We start from the raw sequence: 19662 nt of genomic DNA on the forward strand, positions 1-19662 counted from the left end.
TCGACGATGGCGAAGAAAAGCGCAATCGAGAAGAACAAGCGCCGCGAGAAGCTTGTAAAGAAATACGCTGAGAAGCGCGCTGCCCTGAAGGCACTGGCTAAAGATGAAAGCCTGTCCCTGGAAGAGCGGTACAACGCACGCCTGAAGCTGGCAAAATTGCCGCGGAATTCCGCGCCGAACCGCGTTCGCAACCGTTGCGAAGTGTCCGGCCGTCCGCGCGGTTTTTACCGCAAGCTGAAGATGTCGCGTATTGCGCTTCGTGAACTGGGCTCCCTGGGTAAGATCCCGGGCCTGGTCAAGTCGAGCTGGTAAGGAGAAACTCCGATGGCAATTTCTGATCCGTTGGGGGATATGCTGACCCGCATTCGCAACGCGCAGATGCGTCGCAAGAACAAGGTCAGTTCACCAAATTCCAAATTGCGCGCACATGTACTTGATGTGCTCGCAAAAGAGGGGTACATCCGTGGCTACACCACGGTTGAATACGAGGGCGGTAAGTCCGAGTTGGAAATCGAACTGAAGTATTTCGACGGTGAACCGGTTATCCGCACGATTGAACGTGTGTCCAAGCCGGGCCGCCGCGTTTACTCGTCGGTGAAAAACATCCCGCATGTCTCTAATGGCCTGGGCGTGTCGATCATTTCGACTCCGCGTGGTGTCATGAGCGACCATCAGGCGCGGGACGAAAACGTAGGTGGTGAGGTTCTTTGCCGCGTCTTCTGATGCGGCATCCTCACTTTTAAAACAACGACAAGGTTGGTCATATGTCTCGTATTGGCAAAAAGCCAGTCCCCGTGCCAAGCGGGGTAACGGCATCGATCGACGGTCAGACTGTTACGATCAAGGGCCCGAAAGGCGAAAAGTCTTTCGTGCTCAACGATCTTGTTCTGGCCGAAATGACGGATGATGGGATCAAAATCGATCCGTGCAACAGCTCCAAGCCGGCTCGCTCCATGTGGGGCATGAGCCGCACCATGGTCGCGAACCTGATCACTGGCGTAACCGAGGGCTTCAAGAAAGACCTCGCCATCACCGGTGTCGGTTATCGCGCTCAGGTCCAGGGCAAGAACCTTCAGCTGGCGCTCGGTTTCTCTCATGACGTTGTCTATCCGATCCCGGATGGTATCGATATCGTGTGCCCGAAACCCACGGAAATCAACATCACCGGTACCGACAAACAGCGCGTCGGTCAGGTTGCTGCTGAAATTCGTGAATTCCGCCCGCCGGAGCCCTACAAGGGCAAAGGCGTTCGTTATGCAGGCGAGTTCATCGTCCGCAAAGAAGGCAAGAAGAAGTAACGGACCCAGATCATGGCGAACAGCAAACAAGCTTTCGAGCGCCGCCGCGATCGCGTGCGCCGTTCGATTCAGAAAGCCGCGAACGGTCGTCCGCGCCTTTCTGTCTTCCGCTCGTCGAAGCAGATCTACGCCCAGATCATCGACGATGCGAAGGGACATACGATTGTCTCTGCTTCAACGATCGAAACAGATCTCAAGAGCAGCCTGAAAACGGGCGCCGACGTCGCTGCAGCCGCAGCCGTTGGCAAGCTTGTCGCCGAGCGTGCTGCTGCCGCTGGCGTAAAGCAGGTCGTGTTCGACCGTGGCGGGTACCAGTATCATGGGCGCGTAAAAGCGCTTGCTGATGCAGCCCGTGAAGGTGGACTTGAATTCTGACCAGCGCCCGTTGGCGCTCTTAAGAACGGAAGACGTATAATATGGCGAGACAAGAAAATCGCGATCGCGACGAGCGAGACAGCGAATTCGTCGACAAGCTCGTTCACATCAACCGCGTTGCGAAAGTGGTCAAGGGTGGCCGTCGTTTCGGCTTCGCAGCACTCGTTGTGGTTGGTGACCAGAAGGGCCGCGTCGGCTTCGGTCATGGCAAGGCGCGTGAAGTGCCGGAAGCCATCCGTAAGGCAACTGAAGCAGCAAAGCGCACGATGATCCGTGTACCGCTTCGCGAAGGCCGGACCCTCCACCATGATGTGGAAGGCCGTCACGGTGCTGGCAAGGTTCTGCTTCGTGCAGCTCCGGCCGGTACCGGTATCATCGCAGGCGGCCCGATGCGTGCCGTTTTCGAAACGCTCGGCGTCCAGGACGTTGTGGCCAAGTCTCTGGGGACTTCCAACCCCTACAACATGGTGCGTGCAACTTTTGCTGCGCTGACCAAGGAAGACAGCCCGCGTTCCGTCGCTGCCCGCCGTGGCCTGAAGGTCTCTGTGCTGCAGTCCCGCCGTCGTGACAACAACGATGAGGCGGCTTCGGCTGCCGCTGAGGCTTGACCTTAGCGGCTCCGGTCCCCAGCTGAGAGAGGGTATGTTCCATGGCGAACACCGAAAAGACTGTCACGGTCGAACAGATCGGCAGCCCGCTGCGCCGTCCTAAGGACCAGCGCGCGACGCTCGTCGGTCTCGGCCTGAACAAGATGCACCGCCGTTCCACACTGAAGGATACTCCTGAAGTGCGCGGCATGATCAATAAGGTCCAGCATCTCGTTCGCGTCGTCGAAGACAACGCGTAAGAACGGGGTGAGGAGAAACGAACATGAAGCTCAATGAACTTCGTGACAACGAAGGTGCCGTAAAAGACCGCATGCGTGTGGCTCGCGGCATCGGGTCCGGCAAGGGCAAGACTGGTGGCCGTGGTGTCAAAGGTCAGAAGTCCCGTTCCGGCGTTGCCATCAAAGGCTTTGAAGGCGGTCAGATGCCGCTTCACCGCCGTCTGCCGAAGCGCGGCTTCACGAACATTTTTGCCAAGGACTACAACACTGTGTCCGTTGGCCGTGTTCAGAAGGCGATTGATGCAGGCAAGCTGAATGCGTCCGAGACGGTTACCGTCGAAGCGCTGAAGGCAGCAGGCGTTGTCAAGCGGGTCCGTGACGGTGTGCGCATCGTTGCCAACGGTGAACTCACCGCTGCAGTGACCTTTGAAGTTGCCGGTGCCTCCAAGGGCGCTGTTGCAGCGATCGAAAAAGCAGGCGGCAAGGTTGCCGTTCTGGGAGCTCAGGCTTAACAGCCTGGGCTTCACCCATTTCTTGGGCAAGCATTCCGGAGTAGGGCATGGCATCGGCCGCCGAGCAACTGGCGTCAAATCTCAATTTCTCAGCTTTCGCCAAGGCTGAAGAACTCAAAAAGCGCATCTGGTTCACACTGGGGGCGCTTTTGGTTTATCGACTGGGCACTTACATTCCCTTGCCCGGCATCAATCCGGACGCCTTTGCGCAGGCCTTCAATCAGGCCCAGTCCGGCATCATCGGCATGTTCAACATGTTTGCCGGCGGTGCTGTCGAGCGCATGGCGATCTTCGCTCTCGGCATTATGCCGTATATTTCCGCCTCCATTATCATGCAGCTCATGACGACCGTCGTACCGACGCTCGAGCAGATGAAGAAGGAAGGCGAGCAGGGCCGCAAGGTCATCAACCAGTACACGCGCTACGGTACTGTTATCCTGGCGGCTTTCCAGGCGTACGGTATCGCAGTCGGTCTGGAAGGAGCCACCAATGTGGTTGCCGATCCGGGCTGGTTCTTCCGCGCGTCAACTGTCTTGACGCTTGTCGGCGGTACCATGTTCCTGATGTGGCTCGGTGAGCAGATCACATCGCGCGGTATCGGTAACGGTATTTCGCTGATCATCTTTGCCGGCATTGTCGCCGGTCTGCCGGTCGCGCTGGTCAATGTGCTTGAACTCGGTCGCCAGGGCTCGATGTCGACGATCCTGATTCTCGGTATCCTGATACTGGCTGTCGTGGTGATCGCACTGATCGTGTTCATGGAACGGGCTCAGCGCAGACTGCTGATTCAGTATCCTAAGCGCCAGATGGGCAATCGCATGTTCGAGGGCAACACCTCTTTCCTGCCGCTCAAGCTCAACACTGCCGGTGTGATTCCGCCGATCTTCGCTTCTTCCCTCCTGCTGGTTCCTGCCACCATCGGCGGCTTCAGTCAGGGTTCGGGCAATGAGTGGCTGACGTATATCACTGCGGCGCTTGGTCACGGCCAGCCGTTGTTCATGGTGTTCTACGCAGCGATGATCGTGTTCTTCTGTTTCTTCTATACCGCGATCGTTTTCAATCCGAGCGACACCGCGGACAACCTGAAGAAACACGGCGGTTTCATTCCCGGAATCCGTCCCGGCGAGCGTACAGCGCAGTACATCGACTACGTTCTGACGCGCATTACGGTGGTCGGTGCAATTTACATCACCGTCGTTTGTCTATTACCCGAATTCCTTATTTCGGCGACAGGCGTTCCGTTCTATTTCGGTGGCACCTCTTTGTTGATTGTCGTAAGCGTGACGATGGATACCGTGTCACAGATCCAGGGGCATTTGCTTGCGCACCAATATGAGGGTCTGGTGAAAAAAGCGAAATTAAGTGGGAGGCGTCGATGAGGCTTATTCTGGTTGGACCGCCAGGAGCGGGGAAGGGGACACAGGCCGCGCACCTCGTTGCGAAATACGCGATCCCGCAGCTCTCCACCGGAGACATGCTGCGGGCCGCAGTGGCCGCCCAGACCCCGGTAGGCGTTAAAGCCAAGGAAGTCATGGACGCAGGTGGTCTCGTGTCGGATGAGATCGTTGTCGGTATCATCCGCGACCGGATCGCCGAAGAAGATGCCAGGAACGGATTCATTCTTGATGGTTTTCCCCGTACGCTCGCCCAGGCCGAAGCGCTTGACGAGATGCTGGAAGCAAACAGCCTCAAGCTGAACGCCGTCATCGAACTGCGTGTCGACCAGTCGAAGCTGGTCGATCGGATCATCAAGCGCGCTGCTGATGCACAGGCTGCTGGTCAGCCCGTGCGCAAGGACGATGATCCGGAAGTCTTCAAGCAACGTCTTGAAGCCTACAACCGCGATACCGCAGTTGTTGTGCCGTATTACGAGAAGACAGGTCTTCTTTCCGTGATTGACGGCATGCAGTCCATTGATGAAGTGACGGCTTCAATAGATTCCGTTCTTCAAGGACTTGACGAAAAGGTTTAGAGCCGTTAAACGACCCGCTCTACCTTACAGTTAAGCCGGTTCCATGTAAGTGGGGCCGGCATTCTCTGTGCCGGGGTTACCCCGGCATTTTCGTACCCGCAAGGGCCGGGCTCCACCGGACGCGGGCATTACAACCTGCGGCAAGACCATGGTCTCGCTGCGTAATCATGGAGACGAACGTGGCACGTATTGCTGGCGTTAACATCCCGACGAACAAGCGCGTTGTCATCGCGCTTCAGTATATTCACGGCATCGGCGCGAAGTTCGCGCAGGAAATCATCGAGAAGAACAACATCGATGCTGCCCGCCGTGTGAACGAGCTTTCCGACGCAGAAGTTCTGTCCATCCGCGAAACCATCGACCGCGATTACCTCGTTGAAGGTGACCTGCGCCGTGAGACCGCGATGAACATCAAGCGTCTGATGGACCTTGGCTGCTACCGCGGCCTGCGTCACCGTCGCGGCCTGCCGGTTCGCGGTCAACGGACGCACACGAACGCACGTACCCGCAAGGGTCCGGCTAAACCGATCGCTGGTAAGAAGAAGTAATTACCCTGCCTCGATTGGTGGTGGAGCTGCCGGCATTACGGCAGTGACGAGATCAAAACAAGGATAAGAGAATGGCTAAAGACACGACGCGCGTGCGTCGCCGCGAACGCAAGAACATCTCTTCTGGCGTCGCGCATGTGAACTCCACGTTCAACAACACCATGATCACGATCACCGACGCACAGGGCAACGCGATCTCCTGGTCGTCCGCCGGTGCACTCGGTTTCAAAGGTTCCCGTAAGTCCACTCCGTATGCTGCCCAGGTTGCTGCGGAAGATGCTGCGAAAAAAGCTGCCGAGCACGGCATGCGCACCCTGGAAGTGGAAGTGCGCGGTCCGGGTTCCGGTCGTGAATCTGCACTGCGTGCCCTGCAGGCCGCCGGTTTCCTGATCACGTCCATCCGTGACGTGACGCCGATTCCGCACAACGGCTGCCGTCCGCGCAAGCGTCGCCGCGTCTAAGGCTTCCCAGCTTTAGGTACTTGTTTCTCCAAATGGCAAAGAATGGCCTGGCGCTGATCCGCCGGGCGGGATAGCCGAAGGGACGAAAACGTGACCATTCAAAAAAACTGGCAAGAACTGATCAAGCCGACCAAACTCGAGATCAAGCCGGGTGAAGACCCGCGCTTCTTGGCAACCGTCGTTGCCGAGCCGCTCGAGCGTGGCTACGGTCTGACCCTTGGCAACGCGCTGCGCCGTATCCTGCTGTCTTCTCTGCAGGGTGCCGCCGTGACTGCCGTTCAGATCGATGGCGTTCTGCATGAGTTCTCGTCGATCCCGGGTGTCCGGGAAGATGTCACCGACATCGTGCTGAATATCAAGGAAATCGCCATCCGCATGGAAGGCGAGGGTCCCAAGCGCATGGTCGTGCGCAAACAGGGCCCGGGTGTTGTCACCGCCGGCGATATTCAGACTGTTGGCGACGTGGAGGTTCTCAATCCGGAACTGGTGCTCTGCACGCTGGATGAAGGCGCTGAAATCCGCATGGAATTCACCGTCAACACCGGCAAGGGCTACCATTCTTCCGATCGGAACCGTCCGGAAGATGCGCCGATTGGCCTGATCCCGGTCGACAGCCTCTACTCTCCGGTCAAGAAGGTCTCCTACAAGGTGGAAAACACCCGTGAAGGCCAGGTTCTTGACTATGACAAGCTGACCCTGACTGTCGAAACCGATGGTTCCGTCAAGCCGGAAGACGCCGTGGCATTCGCTGCACGCATTCTGCAGGATCAGCTCTCCATCTTCGTCAACTTCGAAGAGCCGCAGCGTGAAGTCGCCGAGGACAGCGTCCCGGAACTGGCTTTCAACCCTGCGCTTCTGAAGAAGGTCGACGAGCTGGAACTGTCTGTACGGTCTGCAAACTGCCTGAAGAACGACAATATCGTGTATATTGGCGATCTCATTCAGAAGACCGAAGCGGAAATGCTGCGGACCCCGAATTTCGGCCGCAAGTCGCTGAACGAAATCAAGGAAGTTCTCGCCCAGATGGGTCTCCATCTCGGCATGGAAGTTGCCAACTGGCCGCCTGAGAACATCGATGATCTCGCCAAGCGCTACGAAGACCATCAGTACTAAGGGCGTACGCGTCCTGTGAGGATCAACCGGGCAAGAGTTCAACCAGAAGAACTGACTGCCTGAAAGAAAAAGGAGAGGGCCATGCGCCACGGTAAATCCGGCCGCAAGCTCAACCGGACCTCTAGCCACCGTAAGGCTATGTTCGCGAACATGGCAGCGTCGCTGATCAAGCACGAACAGATCGTAACGACCCTGCCGAAGGCTAAAGAAATGAAGCCGATCATCGACAAGCTCATCACCCTGGGCAAGCGCGGTGACCTGCATGCACGCCGCCAGGCCATTTCGCAGATTCGCGATGCGGCAATGGTTGCCAAGCTGTTCGAAACGCTCGGTGAGCGTTACAAGGACCGCAGCGGCGGTTACTCCCGCGTGCTGAAAGCCGGCTTCCGCTATGGCGACAACGCTCCGATGGCTGTCATCGAGCTGGTCGACCGTGATCCGGAAGCACGCGGTGCTGAAGACCGTGCTCGCGTTGAAGCTGAAGAAGCAGCTGAAAACGCAGCGTAATAATTGCCTCAATGGCAATCGGGAAAGGCGGGCAGATTTGCCCGCTTTTTTTTTGTCTTCGTGACTGTGCGCCCAAACGTATTCGTTTCGAATAATGAGACCGCAATTATCAATGATTTAAGGAAAACTGCCTAGCTTCTAGCCATGCCTCCTGGACTAGTGGGAGAGGCTGGGGAGATTTACTGTGATAGCCAAAACGAATTCCGCTTCTAAGAAGAGGTCGCCTTCTCTTCGACTTTCTTTTGTTATTCCGGCTCTGATGATCGTGATTACAGTCGCCGCATGTGCGGCGGTGGGTGTCATCGGCTACATGACCGGTCGCGACGGATTGCAACAAGCGGCAGAAGCCGAACTTGGCATGGTCATCACAGCGCGTAACGCGCTCCTGCAGTCGCGCCTGCACGCAGCTGAATCCCAGATCGTGAACCTGGCGTCCAGCGTGTCGGATCCGTTGAGCAACCTTGGCAACGCGACCATGAACCTTGCCAAGGAAAAAGACGAAATTCTCGGCCTGTTCCAGGCGCCGCAGAGCCCTGAAGAACGTGCAGCGGTCACAGGCAAGGAACAGAAGACAATGTATGCCTGGCGCCACACCGAGGCGCACCCGGCGTTCTACAATGTCTGGAAGAACGGCGGCTTCGCAGATCTTTATCTGCTCGATAACGCCGGTCTCATTCTTTATTCGGTCACCAAGGGTGACGAATTCCTGTCCAAGCTTGGTGAAGGCAGTGTTGCCGAAGGGACCGGCCTGGAGATGGTCTACAATGCTGCCAAGGAGCTGGGTGAGGGCGAGATCGCTGCCAGTGTCTTTGCACCCTACACCCCTGCCGGCGGCAAGGGCTCTCTGTTCCTGGCATCGCCCGTGTTCATGAATTCGTTTGGTACGATCAGCCTCAGCGGTGTTGCGGTCATGCGGATCGATTCCGATTTCCTGAGTGAAGTTGTCGCGAACCGTGAAGACCTTGGGGAAACCGGTCAGGTTTACGTGATCAACCAGGACGGCCTCGCGCTCAGCGACATGCCGCTTGCAGGTGCACCGACCGCGCTCAGCACCAGCGTTTCCAGCGGACCGGCGATTGAAGCTGCCGCCGGCACCGCTTCAGCCGGTATCGTTCAGGGGGCTGATGGCGTTGATGATCTTGTCGTTGCCCGTCCGCTTGCCTTCCAGGGGCAGAACTGGGCCATCGTTGCGGAGAAGAGCGTTGAAGAAACGCTGTCTGCCGTCATTCGCATGCGCGATCAGATGTTCCTATGGTCGCTTGCAACAATTGCCGTTGCAGCCGTCATTGCCCTGTTCTTCTCCCAGTCGATTACCCGTCCTCTCACCACGCTTGTAGGGGCTCTCAACGCGATTGCCTCCGGTGATCTTGGTGCAGAGATCAAGGCTGCGAACCGCAAGGACGAAATCGGCGACATCGGCCGGGCCGTTCTTCAGATCCGCCAGAACGCGGCTGAAGAAAACGAGCGTCGTGCAGCCGAGGAAGCCGATGATGCAAGGCGTCAGGCCGAACAGCGCCAGGAAATGCTGGCAAGCCTTGCAGGCGACTTCGAAGCGACCGTCGGCACCGTCGTCGACAAGGTGGCTCATACCGCTGCAACCTTGCGCGAATCGGCGAACAAGATGCGCAGCATGACCGACATGGCAGGCGAAACATCTGCCAATGCGGCCACCATGTCGGAAGAAACTCTGGCCGAAGTGGAATCGATCGCAGCAGCTTCCGATCAGCTTTCCAGTTCGATCCAGGAAATCTCGACGCTGATCGAACGCTCTTCCAGCGTTGCTGCCGAAGCAACCAAACGTGCGGAAACGACAAACGATACGGTGCGGTCGCTTGCGGAAGCTGCCAACCGGATCGGCGAAGTCGTCACGTTGATTTCCGATATCGCCGACCAGACCAACCTTCTGGCCCTCAACGCCACCATCGAAGCCGCACGTGCCGGTGAAGCCGGCAAGGGCTTTGCGGTGGTTGCCTCCGAGGTCAAGGACCTTGCGTCCCAGACAGGCAAGGCAACCGGCGAAATCCAGCAGCAGATCGACGCCATCCGCGGGGCGACCGACGATGCGGTTGATGCCATCGGCGACATCCAGAAGACTATCGACGAGATTACAAAGTCGGTGAGCGAAGTTGCTGCAGCTGTTACCGAGCAGAGCTATGCGACGCAGGGCATTGCAGAGAACACTCAACGGGCCGCCGGTGGAACCTCCAAGGTTACCGAGGACATCCGCAACGTTTCTTCTCTGTCGAACGATACCAACATGGCTGCACAGAACTTCTCCGAAGAAGCAGCGGACATGGCATCGAAAGCTGAAGAACTGGATCACGAAGTGCGCAGCTTCCTTGCGCAGGTTCGTTCGGCCTGAAGTAAGCCTGCATGATGAAAAAGGGGCCGCCGGAAATCCGGCGGCCCCTTTTGTATTTGCCTCTTTTCCTCCCTATCTGCCATGTATCGCGATGGATATGAGAAGATTCGAAAAAGAGGCACCCGCCATGCGCCTGGTTCTGACCAGCTTTACGCGTTCCCTTGTCATAGCGGGCCTGGCCGGCCTGATCGGTATGTCTGCTGCGCTTTCGCAGACTGTGCAGCCGTCTCCGGCCGATCTTCGGCTTGTTCCGCAAAGCGATGCGCAGATCAAACTCTCCTTCGCGCCAATCGTGAAAAAGGTCGCGCCGGCGGTGGTCAACGTCTATGCCAGCCGTAAGGTGGTCCAGCGTCGGCAAGTGTCGCCCTTCATGGACGATCCCTTCTTTCGCCGGTTCTTCGGCCAGCCCGGCGGGAACGACAGGCCACGGCAGCGGGTTGAATCGTCCCTTGGATCCGGCGTCATCATTTCGAGTGATGGTACGGTGATCACCAACCATCATGTGATCAAGGACGCGGACGACGTTCGTGTAGCCCTGAACGACCGTCGTGAATTCGATGCCGATATCGTTCTCATGGACGAACGTACCGACCTCGCGGTGCTGAAGATCCGGGGTGATGGACCTTTCGAAAGCATCGACTTTGCGGATTCCGACAGCCTTGAAGTCGGCGACATCGTGCTTGCCATCGGTAACCCGTTCGGTGTCGGCCAGACGGTTACCCAGGGCATTGTCTCGGCCACGGCTCGCACGCAGGTCGGCGTGACGGACTTTCAGTTCTTCATCCAGACCGACGCTGCAATCAACCCGGGCAACTCCGGCGGTGCGCTTGTTGATATGACCGGCAAGCTGGTTGGCATCAACTCGGCCATCTATTCTCGCTCCGGCGGCTCCAACGGTATCGGCTTTGCCATTCCGGCGCATATGGCGCGTTTCGTAGCGAAAGCTGCAGATCATGGCGGCAAGGTGCAGCGGCCATGGCTGGGGGCGACCGTGCAGCTGGTGAATGCCGAAATCGCGGAAGCGCTGTCTCTCGACCGGCCACGCGGTGTGCTTGTAACGGCAGTCTTTGATGGGTCTCCTGCCTTTGAGGCCGGGCTTCGGGTCAGCGATCTGGTGATTGCGGTTGACGGCAAGGAAGTGACCGATCCCAATTCCTTCGGCTATCGTTTTGCAACAAAGATGATTGGCGAACAGACCGATTTTGTTGTCCTGAGGGACGGTGCGGAACAGCATGTGACCGTATCACTGCAGCCGGCTCCCGAAACCATTCCACGGGATACACGTGAACTTGTCGACTATTCGCCTTTCGAAGGCGCGACGGTCATGAACCTTTCGCCTGCCGTTTCCGAGGAACTTGGAATGGAAGGGATTTTCGACGGTGTCGTGATTGCCGAAGTGAAGCGCGGCAGCACTGCGGACCGTGTGGGGCTTCGCCCGGGCGACATCATCCGGGGCATCAACCGGCAAACCGTCGAGACCACCGAAATGCTGGAAGGTATCACCAAGAAGCCACCGCGTGTTTGGCAGCTCGATATCGAGCGGGACGGCAAGGTTTCACAGCTCATCCTGCGCGGTTAGGAGACAGTGTGAGCGATCTGTTCGAAGCTTCCGGACTAAGCCAGTCCGGCCCGCGGCCACTGGCGGACCGGATGCGACCGACCAAACTTGCCGATGTGGTCGGGCAGGATCACCTGCTCGGGCCGGAAGGCACGCTGTCGCGCATGCTGAAGACGCGGACGCTTGGTTCGTTGATCTTCTGGGGGCCACCGGGTACCGGCAAGACAACCATTGCCCGGTTGCTGGCCAATGAAACGGACCTTGCGTTCGAACAGATCTCGGCGATCTTTTCCGGTGTTTCGGACCTGAAGAAGGTGTTCGAAACGGCTCGCGCCCGGCGCATGAGCGGCAGGGCAACGCTGCTCTTCGTAGACGAGATCCATCGGTTCAACCGGGCGCAGCAGGACAGCTTCCTTCCGGTGATGGAGGACGGCACGATCACGCTGGTTGGTGCGACCACGGAAAACCCGTCCTTTGAGCTTAACGCGGCCTTGCTGTCGCGCTCTCACGTCATGACGTTCCATTCCCTTTCCGCGGATGCGATCGAAAAACTGCTGGCGCGGGCAGAGGCGTTGGAAGAGCGTAAGCTGCCGCTTGACGAGGAAGCCCGACGGGTGCTGATCCGCATGGCCGATGGCGACGGCCGCTCTTCTCTGACCCTGGCAGAAGATGTCTGGCGCGCCGCAGGAGAGGACGAGGTCTTCGATGCCGAGCGCCTGCAGGAAATTGTCCAGAGGCGGGCGCCGATCTACGACAAGAGTGCCGACGGCCATTACAATCTGATTTCCGCATTGCACAAGTCCGTGCGCGGTTCGGATCCCGATGCCGCCCTCTATTGGTTCTGCCGGATGCTGGACGGCGGAGAAGACCCGCTTTATCTCGCGCGCCGCCTGATCCGCATGGCTGTCGAGGATATCGGTCTTGCCGATCCCAACGCGCTTGTGCAGGCCAATGCGGCCCGCGATGCCTATCAGATGCTCGGGTCGCCTGAAGGGGAATTGGCGCTTGCGCAGTCGGTGATCTATCTTGCAACGGCGCCGAAATCGAACGGTGCTTACGTGGCCTACAAGGCGGCGATGCGGGATGCCAAATCCAGCGGCTCTCTACTGCCGCCCAAGCATATCCTCAACGCGCCCACCAAGCTGATGAAGCAGGAAGGGTACGGCGACGGCTATCAATACGACCACGATGCTCCCGACGGCTTTTCCGGTCAGGACTATTTTCCAGAGCAGTTAGGCCGCAAGACCTATTACGACCCACCCCAGAGAGGATTTGAGCGGGAACTGAGAAAACGCCTGGAGTTCTGGGACAAGCGGCGCAAGGAACGAGGCTGATCCGAGTAGCCTGAAAGATCAGGCGGTTTCGGTTGATGTCAGACGGTCGAGGGCGCTCTTGAGTGTGGCGATCAGCCTGTCCCGGTCTTCCGGTGCCATCGTGTCGGAAATCTTGTCCAGCTGGCGGGACACCAGGTCGACCTCCAGATCATCCTTGACCGGTACGGGGTCCTTCAGCCCGATTACTTCGTAGGTGGAGACCGGATAGGCAATGCCCTTGACGTTGACTTCACCATTTTCAGCGCATTTGATCTGCTCTTTCACCTGCGAATAGGTTTCGAAGGAGATCAGGATAGAGCCTGGTGTGGCAAGGCTTTCCAGGCGGGAGGCCGTGTTCACGCCACGCCCGATGATGGTGTAGTCCAACCGATCTTCGCTGCCGAAATTGCCCACGGTGCAATAGTCCGTATGGATCCCCATGCGGCATTTCATCGGTTTGGAGATACCGGCTTCCCGCCAGGCACCCTGGAGGGCCTTCATCCGGTCCTGCATGTCGATGGCCATGCGTACGCAGGCAAGCGCGTCCTCGGTCACACCACGTGTTTCCGGGTCACCGAAAAAGATCAGGATGGCGTCGCCGACGTATTTGTCGATGGTAGCGCCGTAGCGCAGCGCGATATTCGACATCTCCGTCAGATACTGGTTGAGGATTGCCGTGAGTTCTTCTGATTCAAGCCGGTCTGCCGTTTCGGTGAAGTCGGCGATATCGGAGAAGAAAACCGTCAGTTTCTTGCGTGTGGACGCAATCTTGACTTCCTGACGGCCTTCGAAAATGGATTGATAGACCTGAGGCGAAAGGTATTTGGCGAGCTGCCGCGAAAGTGCCTCGAGCTTGGTGGATTGATCCGCCAGCTGGTCCTCGACCGCTTCGCCATGCTCGATGGTCGCCTCGTACAGGAGGCGCAGATCTTCCAACTCGGATCGCAGATAGTCGTTCTCTTCCTGCAGGGATTGCAGCGAGGTCGTCTGGTCGGCTTGCCCGGTATCATCGGAGCTTTGGGCAGCTGTATCTACACTCTTGGCCATTTCATTCCGCGTCGAAAAGGTCTGGTCTCATTGTCTGTTTTATAATGCTGAACTTTAAAGAATCACTGTCGGATCCATGAACTATCTTAGCGGAATATACAGGTCAGGCGGGGGAAAATCGTAGCAGGCTTCAGAGCGCCAAGTTCCCGGCAAGCCTCGTCGTCAAACCATGTTTGCATAGAAGTGATCGGGCGGGAGCATAGTTCCGCCATGTCTTGATTGGCGAATGGAAAGGTCCGCCGCATAAAGATAGTAGCCATTCTTTCGTGTTAGGACTTCAACATGTTCCCCACGGTGACCTCATGAAGGAAATCGAACTCAGATTGGCGCTGGTGTTTTATGGCGGCGTTTCGCTTGCCATCTACATGCATGGCGTAAGCCGGGAAATCCTCAATCTTGTTCGGGCGTCGAGCGTTCGTCTTGACCGCAAGTCGAACGGTTCTGCCCAGGAAATACCCGATCAGGAGCTTCCTCCGGTTCAAAGCGCCTACAAGGATCTGCTCGATCTGTTGTCCTCCGTTGCCGACATCCGGGTGGTGGTTGACGCAATTGCCGGTGCGTCTGCAGGTGGCGTCAACGGCATCATGCTTGCGCGGGCCATCACCCACGACCTGCCACTCGACAGCCATAGCGAGATGTGGCTGGAAAATGCCGATGTCACGCGTTTGGCCCGGCCACAGGCCGGTCTGTCCCGATACCTGAAGATTTCCATTTCGCCAGTGCTGGATCAGCTGATTTCCACACGGCTGACAAAGCAGATAGAAAGCGCGGAAACGCGCGAGAAGCTGCGACTGTTCATGCAGGCGCGTTGGTTCACACCGCCGTTTTCCGGTGAACGGTTCATCAGCTGGATGCTGGATGCCTGCCAGAAGATGGAGGACGGTGCCGTGCCCGGCCGCAGTCTGATCCCGCGTGGTCAGACGCTCGACCTGTTCGTGACGATCACCGATTACAACGGCATCAAGCGACGCATTCACCTGGATGATCCGGACTATGTCGAGGAGTGGGATCATCGCCGGATCCTGAGTTTCCATGCCGCGCACAGAATGCCAGGAGATATCGAAAGCCAGTTCGATGCCGACAGCATTCCGGAAATTGTCTTTGCGGCTCGCGCGACGTCCTCGTTTCCAGGGGCGTTCCCTCCTGCAACGGTTGCGGAAATGGAGCGGGTGCTGGTCGATCACGACCTGACGTGGCGCAACCGGGATGCGTTTCTTGCAAGAGGGCTGAACCTGACCTCCGAGACAGCCGGTCAGCATTGTTTTGTCGATGGCAGCGTCGTCATGAACAAGCCCTTTGCGCCGGTGATTGACGTTATTCAGGATCGACCGGCGGTGCGCGAAGTTGCCCGGCGGCTGATCTATGTGGATCCGTCACCGGTGGTTCCGGTCGAAACGGATAGCACCGTTTCGGAGTTGCCCGGGTTCTTCCGCGTGATCCTTGCTTCGCTCGCTCATATCCCGCGCAATGAGCCCATCGGCGATGATCTGAAAGAGCTTGAACAGAACAACCGGCGCAGCCGCTGGCTGTCGCAGCTGATCGATGATGCGGGGCCGATGGTGGAAAAGGCGGTGGCGGGCATTTTGCCAAAGCGGCGCCGGGTGACACCTGACATTCTTTCGTTATGCCGGAAGCAGGCAACCGTGGCCGCATTCGAGCAGGCAGGGTTCGCCTTTCTCAATTATCAGTCCCTGAAACTTCATTCCCTGGCTGAGCGGCTGGCAGGCCTGACGGCGCGGCTCAGCGGGTTGGACAGTGCACGTGGTCAGGAAGAAGCCCTTCTGGGACTGTACTCGCGTCATACCAGCCGCCTGACAGCCGAGAGCAAGGACATCCTGGGACGCACGGACCCGCATGTTGTTGCCTTGTTGCGCGGGCTGGATGTCGACTACCGGATACGCCGGCTTCGCTTTGCGGTGCGCAAGCTCAACGGCTTCTATCACTATCGTCCGGGCTCCGACTTACCGCCGCCCAATTTCGAGGCGCTCGATCAGATGAAGGGATTGCTCTACGAGCAGATCGATCATCTGGGTTGGCGCTGGAATGACCGGTTTTTCGGTGGCCGCAGCCGGGAACTCGCCGAAACGTTCGTTCGGGCAGCGGAGGCGGGTGGTCCGGACGCTGCCGAGCATGTCCAGCCAATGCTGAAATCCCTGACACAGATGATGGGGCTTGCCGATCTGGACAGGCTTCAGGACGAACTCTTTGCCGAGACGGCCCGAAATCTACTCGACAAGAGCCGTCACACATCCCTGATGGGAACCTATATCGGCTTCGGTTTTTTCGATCTGATCACCTTTCCCGTGTTGCAGCGCAACGACTTCTCGGAGGTGACGGAAATCCTGGTCGACCGCATCAGCCCGACCGACGCGGCAAGCCTTTATACGGAAGGTTTCGACCTCAAGGGCAAGTCCCTGAATACGTTCGGTGCCTTCTTCAATCGCGGCTGGCGGGAACATGATTATCTGTGGGGACGTCTCAACGCCGCCGACAGGCTGGTCAGCATCGTGCTGTCTGCGGCAGGTGAGGGCACTTTGCCGCAGATCCAGGTAAACCAGGCACGCGCGCGGATCTTTCTGGCGGTTCTGGAAGAAGAACGTGGCAAACTTTCTGATATTCCAGAGGAAATAGACCGGGTCGACAAGCTGGTCCGGTCGATCTATCCCGATTTCGCTCATGTGACGGAAAGCGTCTGACCGGGTAATATTCATAATTTGGCAAGTCATTCCTTGACGTGAGGTCCGCTCTTTCGCTACGCACAAAAGTGGCCAGGGAATTGCGCGTGGATATTTGAGTTGATGACTTTTATTGCCGAACATTTTGGGACCGGCCCGGAGGTGTTTCTGGGTTTCTTTCTGGTGCTTTACGCTTCCAGCTTGATCGTGCTGTTCACGACCGGCCTGACCATGACGGTGATGAACAGGCGTCACCCTGACCGCAAGATCCAGAAGCGCCAGCCGACCCACGATGCCCTGCGCGATATCAAATCTTCCATGGGGCAGCTGTCGATCACGAGCTGCTGCCTTTCCATCGGCCTTTATGCCCAGCTGCGTGGCTGGACGCTGTTCGACCCTGTCGCGTTGTCCTGGTGGTCTGTGCCGTTGTTCTTCGTCATCTCGTTGGCCCTGCACGATACCTGGTTCTACTGGGGGCACCGGATCCTGCACACCAAGATGTTCTACAGGTTTCACAAGCCGCACCACATGACGGTGACACCGACAGTCTGGTCCAACGATGCAGGCTCCAGTGTGGATACGCTGTTCGCCCATTCCTATTATGCGCTTGTGCTATTCGTTGTGCCTATTCCGCCGCTGGTTTTCCTGGGCCACCGGTTGTTCGACCAGGTGTCGGCCGCCATTGGCCATTGCGGCTATGAGCATTTCGCAAGCCCGAGCGCACGCAAACCCTGGCCACTGCTGTGCACGCTCTACCACGACCAGCATCACCAGTATTTCGTCTACAACTACGCCAACTACTTTTCCTTCTGGGACCGGTTCTGCGGCACCATCCATCCGACCTATGACGAGCGGGTGGAAGGGTTCGAAGCGCTTTATGCCGGCACCGGCAAACAGGAAAAATCATGATGGGGCTACTCGTCGATTACCTCATCGTTCTGGCGCTCACCTATGCGGCCATGGTGGCGGTCTATTTTGCGACCGGGTTCACAATGATCGCGATAAATGCCCGTCATCCTGACCGGCGGATCCAGAAACACCGCGACGGCATGAAACGCCAGGCAGAGGAAATCCGTGCCTCCATGAAGGCGTTGGCGACATCTTCCGTCCTGCTGTCGTCCGGATTTTTCGCACAGACCCAGGGTTGGACGCTGTTCGCTCCGCTGGAACTCAGCTGGTGGTCGTTTCCGCTGATGTTCGCCGTTTGCTTCGTCCTGTTTGATGCCTGGTTCTATTGGGGGCACCGGATTCTTCACTGGCCGTCGCTCTACAAGTTCCATGTGCCTCATCACCGCTCGATTGCACCGACGGTCTGGAGCAACGACAGCTCGACCACGGTCGACACCCTGATCGAGCATTTTTTCTATTTTCTGGTCTGGTTCGTGCTGCCGGTGCCGGCCTTGAGCGTTTTTGCCCTGCGGTTGTTCGACCAGATTTCAGGCATGGTCGGCCATTCGGGCTTTGAATATTTCGCGTCCAAGTCGTCGAGATTCCCTTCGCCGCTGATTTGCACGACGTTCCATGATCTGCATCATTCGCAGTTTCACTACAATTACGGTAACTTCTTCTCGTTCTGGGACCGGATCTGCGGAACGGTGCATCCGAAGTACGATGTGCTGGTGCGGTCCATGGAAGAGACCGGGGAAATTCCGGATTCGGAAGAAACGAAAGTCAAGGCAACCGGGTAAGCCCGCACAGTACTCACATGTGTCAGCCAACCGACCAAATGGATGTATGAAGAGATATGCTCGATCAGGCGCTGACGATATTGCTTGAATTCCTGCCGATTTACGCGGCGTGCTACGCTGTGAACGTGTTCCTGTATTTTGCGACCGGCTGGGTGCTGGTGAAGATACAGGACCGGCACCCGGAGCGGCGTATTCAGCAGAATCGGCGTGGTGAAAAGCGCATGTGGAAGGAAATCCGGGCCAGCGTCTATTCGTTGACCGTGACCGCGGGCTGTCTTGCCGGCGGCATCTTCCTTTCGATGAAGGGCTGGACCCTGGTCGCGCCGCTGGAGCTGACCTGGTGGTCGGCAATCCTGATGTTTGTCGTTTCCATCCTAGCTTTCGACACCTGGTTCTACTGGGGCCACCGGTTCATGCATACGAAGGCGATGTACCGCTTTCATGCCGAGCATCACCGCTCGGTCGCGCCGACTGTCTGGAGTACCTATTCCGACGATCTGGTCGATGCCTTTGTCATGCAGAGTTATTATCTGTGGGCGGTCATCTTCCTGCCGATCCCGATCCCCGTGCTCATCGTTCACCGGCTGTGGGACCATTTCAATGGCACAATCGGCCATTCCGGTTTCGAATTCTGGGCGTCGCCGATGTCGCGTATGCCTTCGCCGATGGTCTGCGTAACTTTTCACGACCAGCACCATTCGCGCTTCCGCTACAATTACGCCAATTTCTTTTCGTTCTGGGACCGTGTCTGCGGCACCATCGACCCGAAGTACGATGAACAGGTCAAGGTGTTTGAACAGATGGGCGAAAAATCGGCTGCAAAGCCGGCGGCTCCCGGCGAATAGGGCTTTCCCTGGCCCGGCAGATTCCGTGATGGTTCACCCATGCATGGATTGAACTCAGCGTATTCAGGGACGGCTGGGACCAGTTAGAAGCGAGGCGACGGTTTGAAACATCTTTTGCTGGTGATGCTGGGCGGTGGTCTGGGTGCGGGCGGACGTCATCTGGTGTCGCTTGCGACGCTCCGTTTGTTTGGGCCGGGTTTTCCTGTCGGAACTCTAACTGTCAATGTCGTCGGCTCAATGGCCATGGGGCTTTTCATCGGTTGGCTGGTTCGCCATGAGACCGGCAACCTGCAGTCATTGCGCTATTTCGTGGCGACCGGCTTCCTCGGCGGCTTCACGACGTTCTCCGCGTTTTCGCTCGACACCTCAGTGCTATGGGAGCGCGGCGACACGCATCTGGCACTCATGTATGTTCTTGCCTCTGTCGCCTTGTCCATTCTTGCCGTGTTTGCCGGACTGATGATCATGCGCCAGGTCGCAACTTAAGAATTCCTTCCCTTTCGGGCCGATTCCGCCTATACGCTGCGGAACGAATTTTCCCCCCGCCTTGATGCAGGGGCGA

At 57.7% G+C, this 19662-nt stretch carries 21 protein-coding genes and 1 pseudogene; 21 read left to right on the forward strand and 1 reads right to left on the reverse strand.

Annotated features, from left to right (window positions below):
- The first annotated feature begins 6 nt into the window (after nucleotides 1–6).
- From rpsN to FIU93_RS18400, 16 genes are all read left to right on the forward strand, one after another.
- Nucleotides 7–312 carry a 30S ribosomal protein S14 gene (gene rpsN / locus FIU93_RS18325; RefSeq protein ID WP_006936439.1) on the forward strand — a complete coding sequence of 102 codons (306 nt, stop codon included), beginning with the start codon at nucleotides 7–9 and terminating at the stop codon, nucleotides 310–312.
- 12 nt (nucleotides 313–324) lie between these two features.
- Nucleotides 325–723, forward strand: a complete 399-nt coding sequence (gene rpsH, locus FIU93_RS18330; protein WP_006936438.1) for a 30S ribosomal protein S8 — start codon at nucleotides 325–327, stop codon at nucleotides 721–723.
- A 41-nt stretch (nucleotides 724–764) separates the two neighbouring features.
- Nucleotides 765–1298, forward strand: a complete 534-nt coding sequence (gene rplF / locus FIU93_RS18335; RefSeq protein ID WP_022998247.1) for a 50S ribosomal protein L6 — start codon at nucleotides 765–767, stop codon at nucleotides 1296–1298.
- Between the two features lie 12 nt (nucleotides 1299–1310).
- Nucleotides 1311–1673: a 50S ribosomal protein L18 gene (rplR, locus tag FIU93_RS18340; protein WP_022998248.1), complete on the forward strand. Its 363-nt coding sequence runs from the start codon at nucleotides 1311–1313 to the stop codon at nucleotides 1671–1673.
- A 41-nt stretch (nucleotides 1674–1714) separates the two neighbouring features.
- On the forward strand, nucleotides 1715–2281 hold the full coding sequence (gene rpsE, locus FIU93_RS18345; RefSeq protein WP_006936434.1) for a 30S ribosomal protein S5: 567 nt from the start codon (nucleotides 1715–1717) through the stop codon (nucleotides 2279–2281).
- 41 nt (nucleotides 2282–2322) lie between these two features.
- A complete protein-coding gene (gene rpmD, locus FIU93_RS18350) occupies nucleotides 2323–2520 on the forward strand; it encodes a 50S ribosomal protein L30 (protein ID WP_006936433.1) in 198 nt (65 codons plus the stop codon).
- Between the two features lie 23 nt (nucleotides 2521–2543).
- Entirely contained in the window at nucleotides 2544–3011 is a 468-nt protein-coding gene (rplO, locus tag FIU93_RS18355; RefSeq protein WP_022998249.1) for a 50S ribosomal protein L15, read from the forward strand.
- 47 nt (nucleotides 3012–3058) lie between these two features.
- Nucleotides 3059–4390, forward strand: coding sequence for a preprotein translocase subunit SecY (gene secY / locus FIU93_RS18360; protein WP_022998250.1), 1332 nt, complete (start codon nucleotides 3059–3061; stop codon nucleotides 4388–4390).
- Nucleotides 4387–4983 (forward strand): adenylate kinase, encoded by a 597-nt coding sequence (locus FIU93_RS18365; protein ID WP_022998251.1) that lies wholly within the window; start codon nucleotides 4387–4389, stop codon nucleotides 4981–4983. Before secY ends, FIU93_RS18365 begins: the two co-directional genes overlap by 4 nt.
- A gap of 179 nt (nucleotides 4984–5162) precedes the next feature.
- Nucleotides 5163–5531: a 30S ribosomal protein S13 gene (rpsM, locus tag FIU93_RS18370; protein WP_031268319.1), complete on the forward strand. Its 369-nt coding sequence runs from the start codon at nucleotides 5163–5165 to the stop codon at nucleotides 5529–5531.
- A gap of 71 nt (nucleotides 5532–5602) precedes the next feature.
- Nucleotides 5603–5992 carry a 30S ribosomal protein S11 gene (rpsK, locus tag FIU93_RS18375; protein ID WP_006936427.1) on the forward strand — a complete coding sequence of 130 codons (390 nt, stop codon included), beginning with the start codon at nucleotides 5603–5605 and terminating at the stop codon, nucleotides 5990–5992.
- A gap of 90 nt (nucleotides 5993–6082) precedes the next feature.
- Nucleotides 6083–7105: a DNA-directed RNA polymerase subunit alpha gene (locus FIU93_RS18380; RefSeq protein ID WP_006936426.1), complete on the forward strand. Its 1023-nt coding sequence runs from the start codon at nucleotides 6083–6085 to the stop codon at nucleotides 7103–7105.
- An 81-nt stretch (nucleotides 7106–7186) separates the two neighbouring features.
- On the forward strand, nucleotides 7187–7612 hold the full coding sequence (rplQ, locus tag FIU93_RS18385; protein WP_055654713.1) for a 50S ribosomal protein L17: 426 nt from the start codon (nucleotides 7187–7189) through the stop codon (nucleotides 7610–7612).
- 259 nt (nucleotides 7613–7871) lie between these two features.
- Nucleotides 7872–9974 carry a methyl-accepting chemotaxis protein gene (locus FIU93_RS18390; RefSeq protein ID WP_022998252.1) on the forward strand — a complete coding sequence of 701 codons (2103 nt, stop codon included), beginning with the start codon at nucleotides 7872–7874 and terminating at the stop codon, nucleotides 9972–9974.
- A gap of 127 nt (nucleotides 9975–10101) precedes the next feature.
- Nucleotides 10102–11553, forward strand: coding sequence for a DegQ family serine endoprotease (locus FIU93_RS18395; protein WP_152506390.1), 1452 nt, complete (start codon nucleotides 10102–10104; stop codon nucleotides 11551–11553).
- A gap of 71 nt (nucleotides 11554–11624) precedes the next feature.
- The gene (locus FIU93_RS18400; protein ID WP_208984281.1) at nucleotides 11625–12866 is read left to right on the forward strand and encodes a replication-associated recombination protein A; all 1242 of its coding nucleotides are present in this window, start codon (nucleotides 11625–11627) and stop codon (nucleotides 12864–12866) included.
- 18 nt (nucleotides 12867–12884) lie between these two features.
- Here FIU93_RS18400 and FIU93_RS18405 read toward each other — a convergent pair.
- Nucleotides 12885–13718, reverse strand: a pseudogene (locus FIU93_RS18405) (adenylate/guanylate cyclase domain-containing protein); the annotation flags it as partial.
- Nucleotides 13719–14194: 476 nt separating this feature from the next.
- On the opposite strand from FIU93_RS18405, the gene FIU93_RS18410 reads away from it, so the two are divergent.
- From FIU93_RS18410 to crcB, 5 genes are all read left to right on the forward strand, one after another.
- The gene (locus FIU93_RS18410; RefSeq protein WP_077292686.1) at nucleotides 14195–16588 is read left to right on the forward strand and encodes a patatin-like protein; all 2394 of its coding nucleotides are present in this window, start codon (nucleotides 14195–14197) and stop codon (nucleotides 16586–16588) included.
- A gap of 102 nt (nucleotides 16589–16690) precedes the next feature.
- Entirely contained in the window at nucleotides 16691–17476 is a 786-nt protein-coding gene (locus FIU93_RS18415; RefSeq protein ID WP_055654709.1) for a sterol desaturase family protein, read from the forward strand.
- Nucleotides 17473–18255, forward strand: coding sequence for a sterol desaturase family protein (locus tag FIU93_RS18420; protein WP_209009645.1), 783 nt, complete (start codon nucleotides 17473–17475; stop codon nucleotides 18253–18255). The genes FIU93_RS18415 and FIU93_RS18420 overlap by 4 nt, the downstream gene beginning before the upstream one ends.
- 56 nt (nucleotides 18256–18311) lie before the next feature.
- Entirely contained in the window at nucleotides 18312–19100 is a 789-nt protein-coding gene (locus FIU93_RS18425) for a sterol desaturase family protein (RefSeq protein ID WP_022998259.1), read from the forward strand.
- Between the two features lie 102 nt (nucleotides 19101–19202).
- The gene (crcB, locus tag FIU93_RS18430) at nucleotides 19203–19586 is read left to right on the forward strand and encodes a fluoride efflux transporter CrcB (RefSeq protein WP_152506392.1); all 384 of its coding nucleotides are present in this window, start codon (nucleotides 19203–19205) and stop codon (nucleotides 19584–19586) included.
- Nucleotides 19587–19662 lie beyond the last annotated feature (76 nt).

This window comes from Labrenzia sp. THAF35 (assembly GCF_009363595.1).
Classification (GTDB): Bacteria; Pseudomonadota; Alphaproteobacteria; order Rhizobiales; family Stappiaceae; genus Roseibium; species Roseibium algicola.

Coding starts and splice junctions, on each gene's coding strand:
- FIU93_RS18425 (WP_022998259.1), top strand. CDS start 18,312: ATGCTCGATCAGGCGCTGACGATATTGCTTGAATTCCTGCCGATTTAC.
- rplR (WP_022998248.1), top strand. CDS start 1,311: ATGGCGAACAGCAAACAAGCTTTCGAGCGCCGCCGCGATCGCGTGCGC.
- rpsK (WP_006936427.1), top strand. CDS start 5,603: ATGGCTAAAGACACGACGCGCGTGCGTCGCCGCGAACGCAAGAACATC.
- rplF (WP_022998247.1), top strand. CDS start 765: ATGTCTCGTATTGGCAAAAAGCCAGTCCCCGTGCCAAGCGGGGTAACG.
- FIU93_RS18400 (WP_208984281.1), top strand. CDS start 11,625: ATGCGACCGACCAAACTTGCCGATGTGGTCGGGCAGGATCACCTGCTC.
- rpmD (WP_006936433.1), top strand. CDS start 2,323: ATGGCGAACACCGAAAAGACTGTCACGGTCGAACAGATCGGCAGCCCG.
- rplQ (WP_055654713.1), top strand. CDS start 7,187: ATGCGCCACGGTAAATCCGGCCGCAAGCTCAACCGGACCTCTAGCCAC.
- FIU93_RS18390 (WP_022998252.1), top strand. CDS start 7,872: ATGATCGTGATTACAGTCGCCGCATGTGCGGCGGTGGGTGTCATCGGC.
- secY (WP_022998250.1), top strand. CDS start 3,059: ATGGCATCGGCCGCCGAGCAACTGGCGTCAAATCTCAATTTCTCAGCT.
- rpsH (WP_006936438.1), top strand. CDS start 325: ATGGCAATTTCTGATCCGTTGGGGGATATGCTGACCCGCATTCGCAAC.
- rplO (WP_022998249.1), top strand. CDS start 2,544: ATGAAGCTCAATGAACTTCGTGACAACGAAGGTGCCGTAAAAGACCGC.
- FIU93_RS18415 (WP_055654709.1), top strand. CDS start 16,691: ATGACTTTTATTGCCGAACATTTTGGGACCGGCCCGGAGGTGTTTCTG.
- FIU93_RS18410 (WP_077292686.1), top strand. CDS start 14,195: ATGAAGGAAATCGAACTCAGATTGGCGCTGGTGTTTTATGGCGGCGTT.
- rpsN (WP_006936439.1), top strand. CDS start 7: ATGGCGAAGAAAAGCGCAATCGAGAAGAACAAGCGCCGCGAGAAGCTT.
- rpsE (WP_006936434.1), top strand. CDS start 1,715: ATGGCGAGACAAGAAAATCGCGATCGCGACGAGCGAGACAGCGAATTC.
- FIU93_RS18420 (WP_209009645.1), top strand. CDS start 17,473: ATGATGGGGCTACTCGTCGATTACCTCATCGTTCTGGCGCTCACCTAT.
- FIU93_RS18365 (WP_022998251.1), top strand. CDS start 4,387: ATGAGGCTTATTCTGGTTGGACCGCCAGGAGCGGGGAAGGGGACACAG.
- FIU93_RS18395 (WP_152506390.1), top strand. CDS start 10,102: ATGCGCCTGGTTCTGACCAGCTTTACGCGTTCCCTTGTCATAGCGGGC.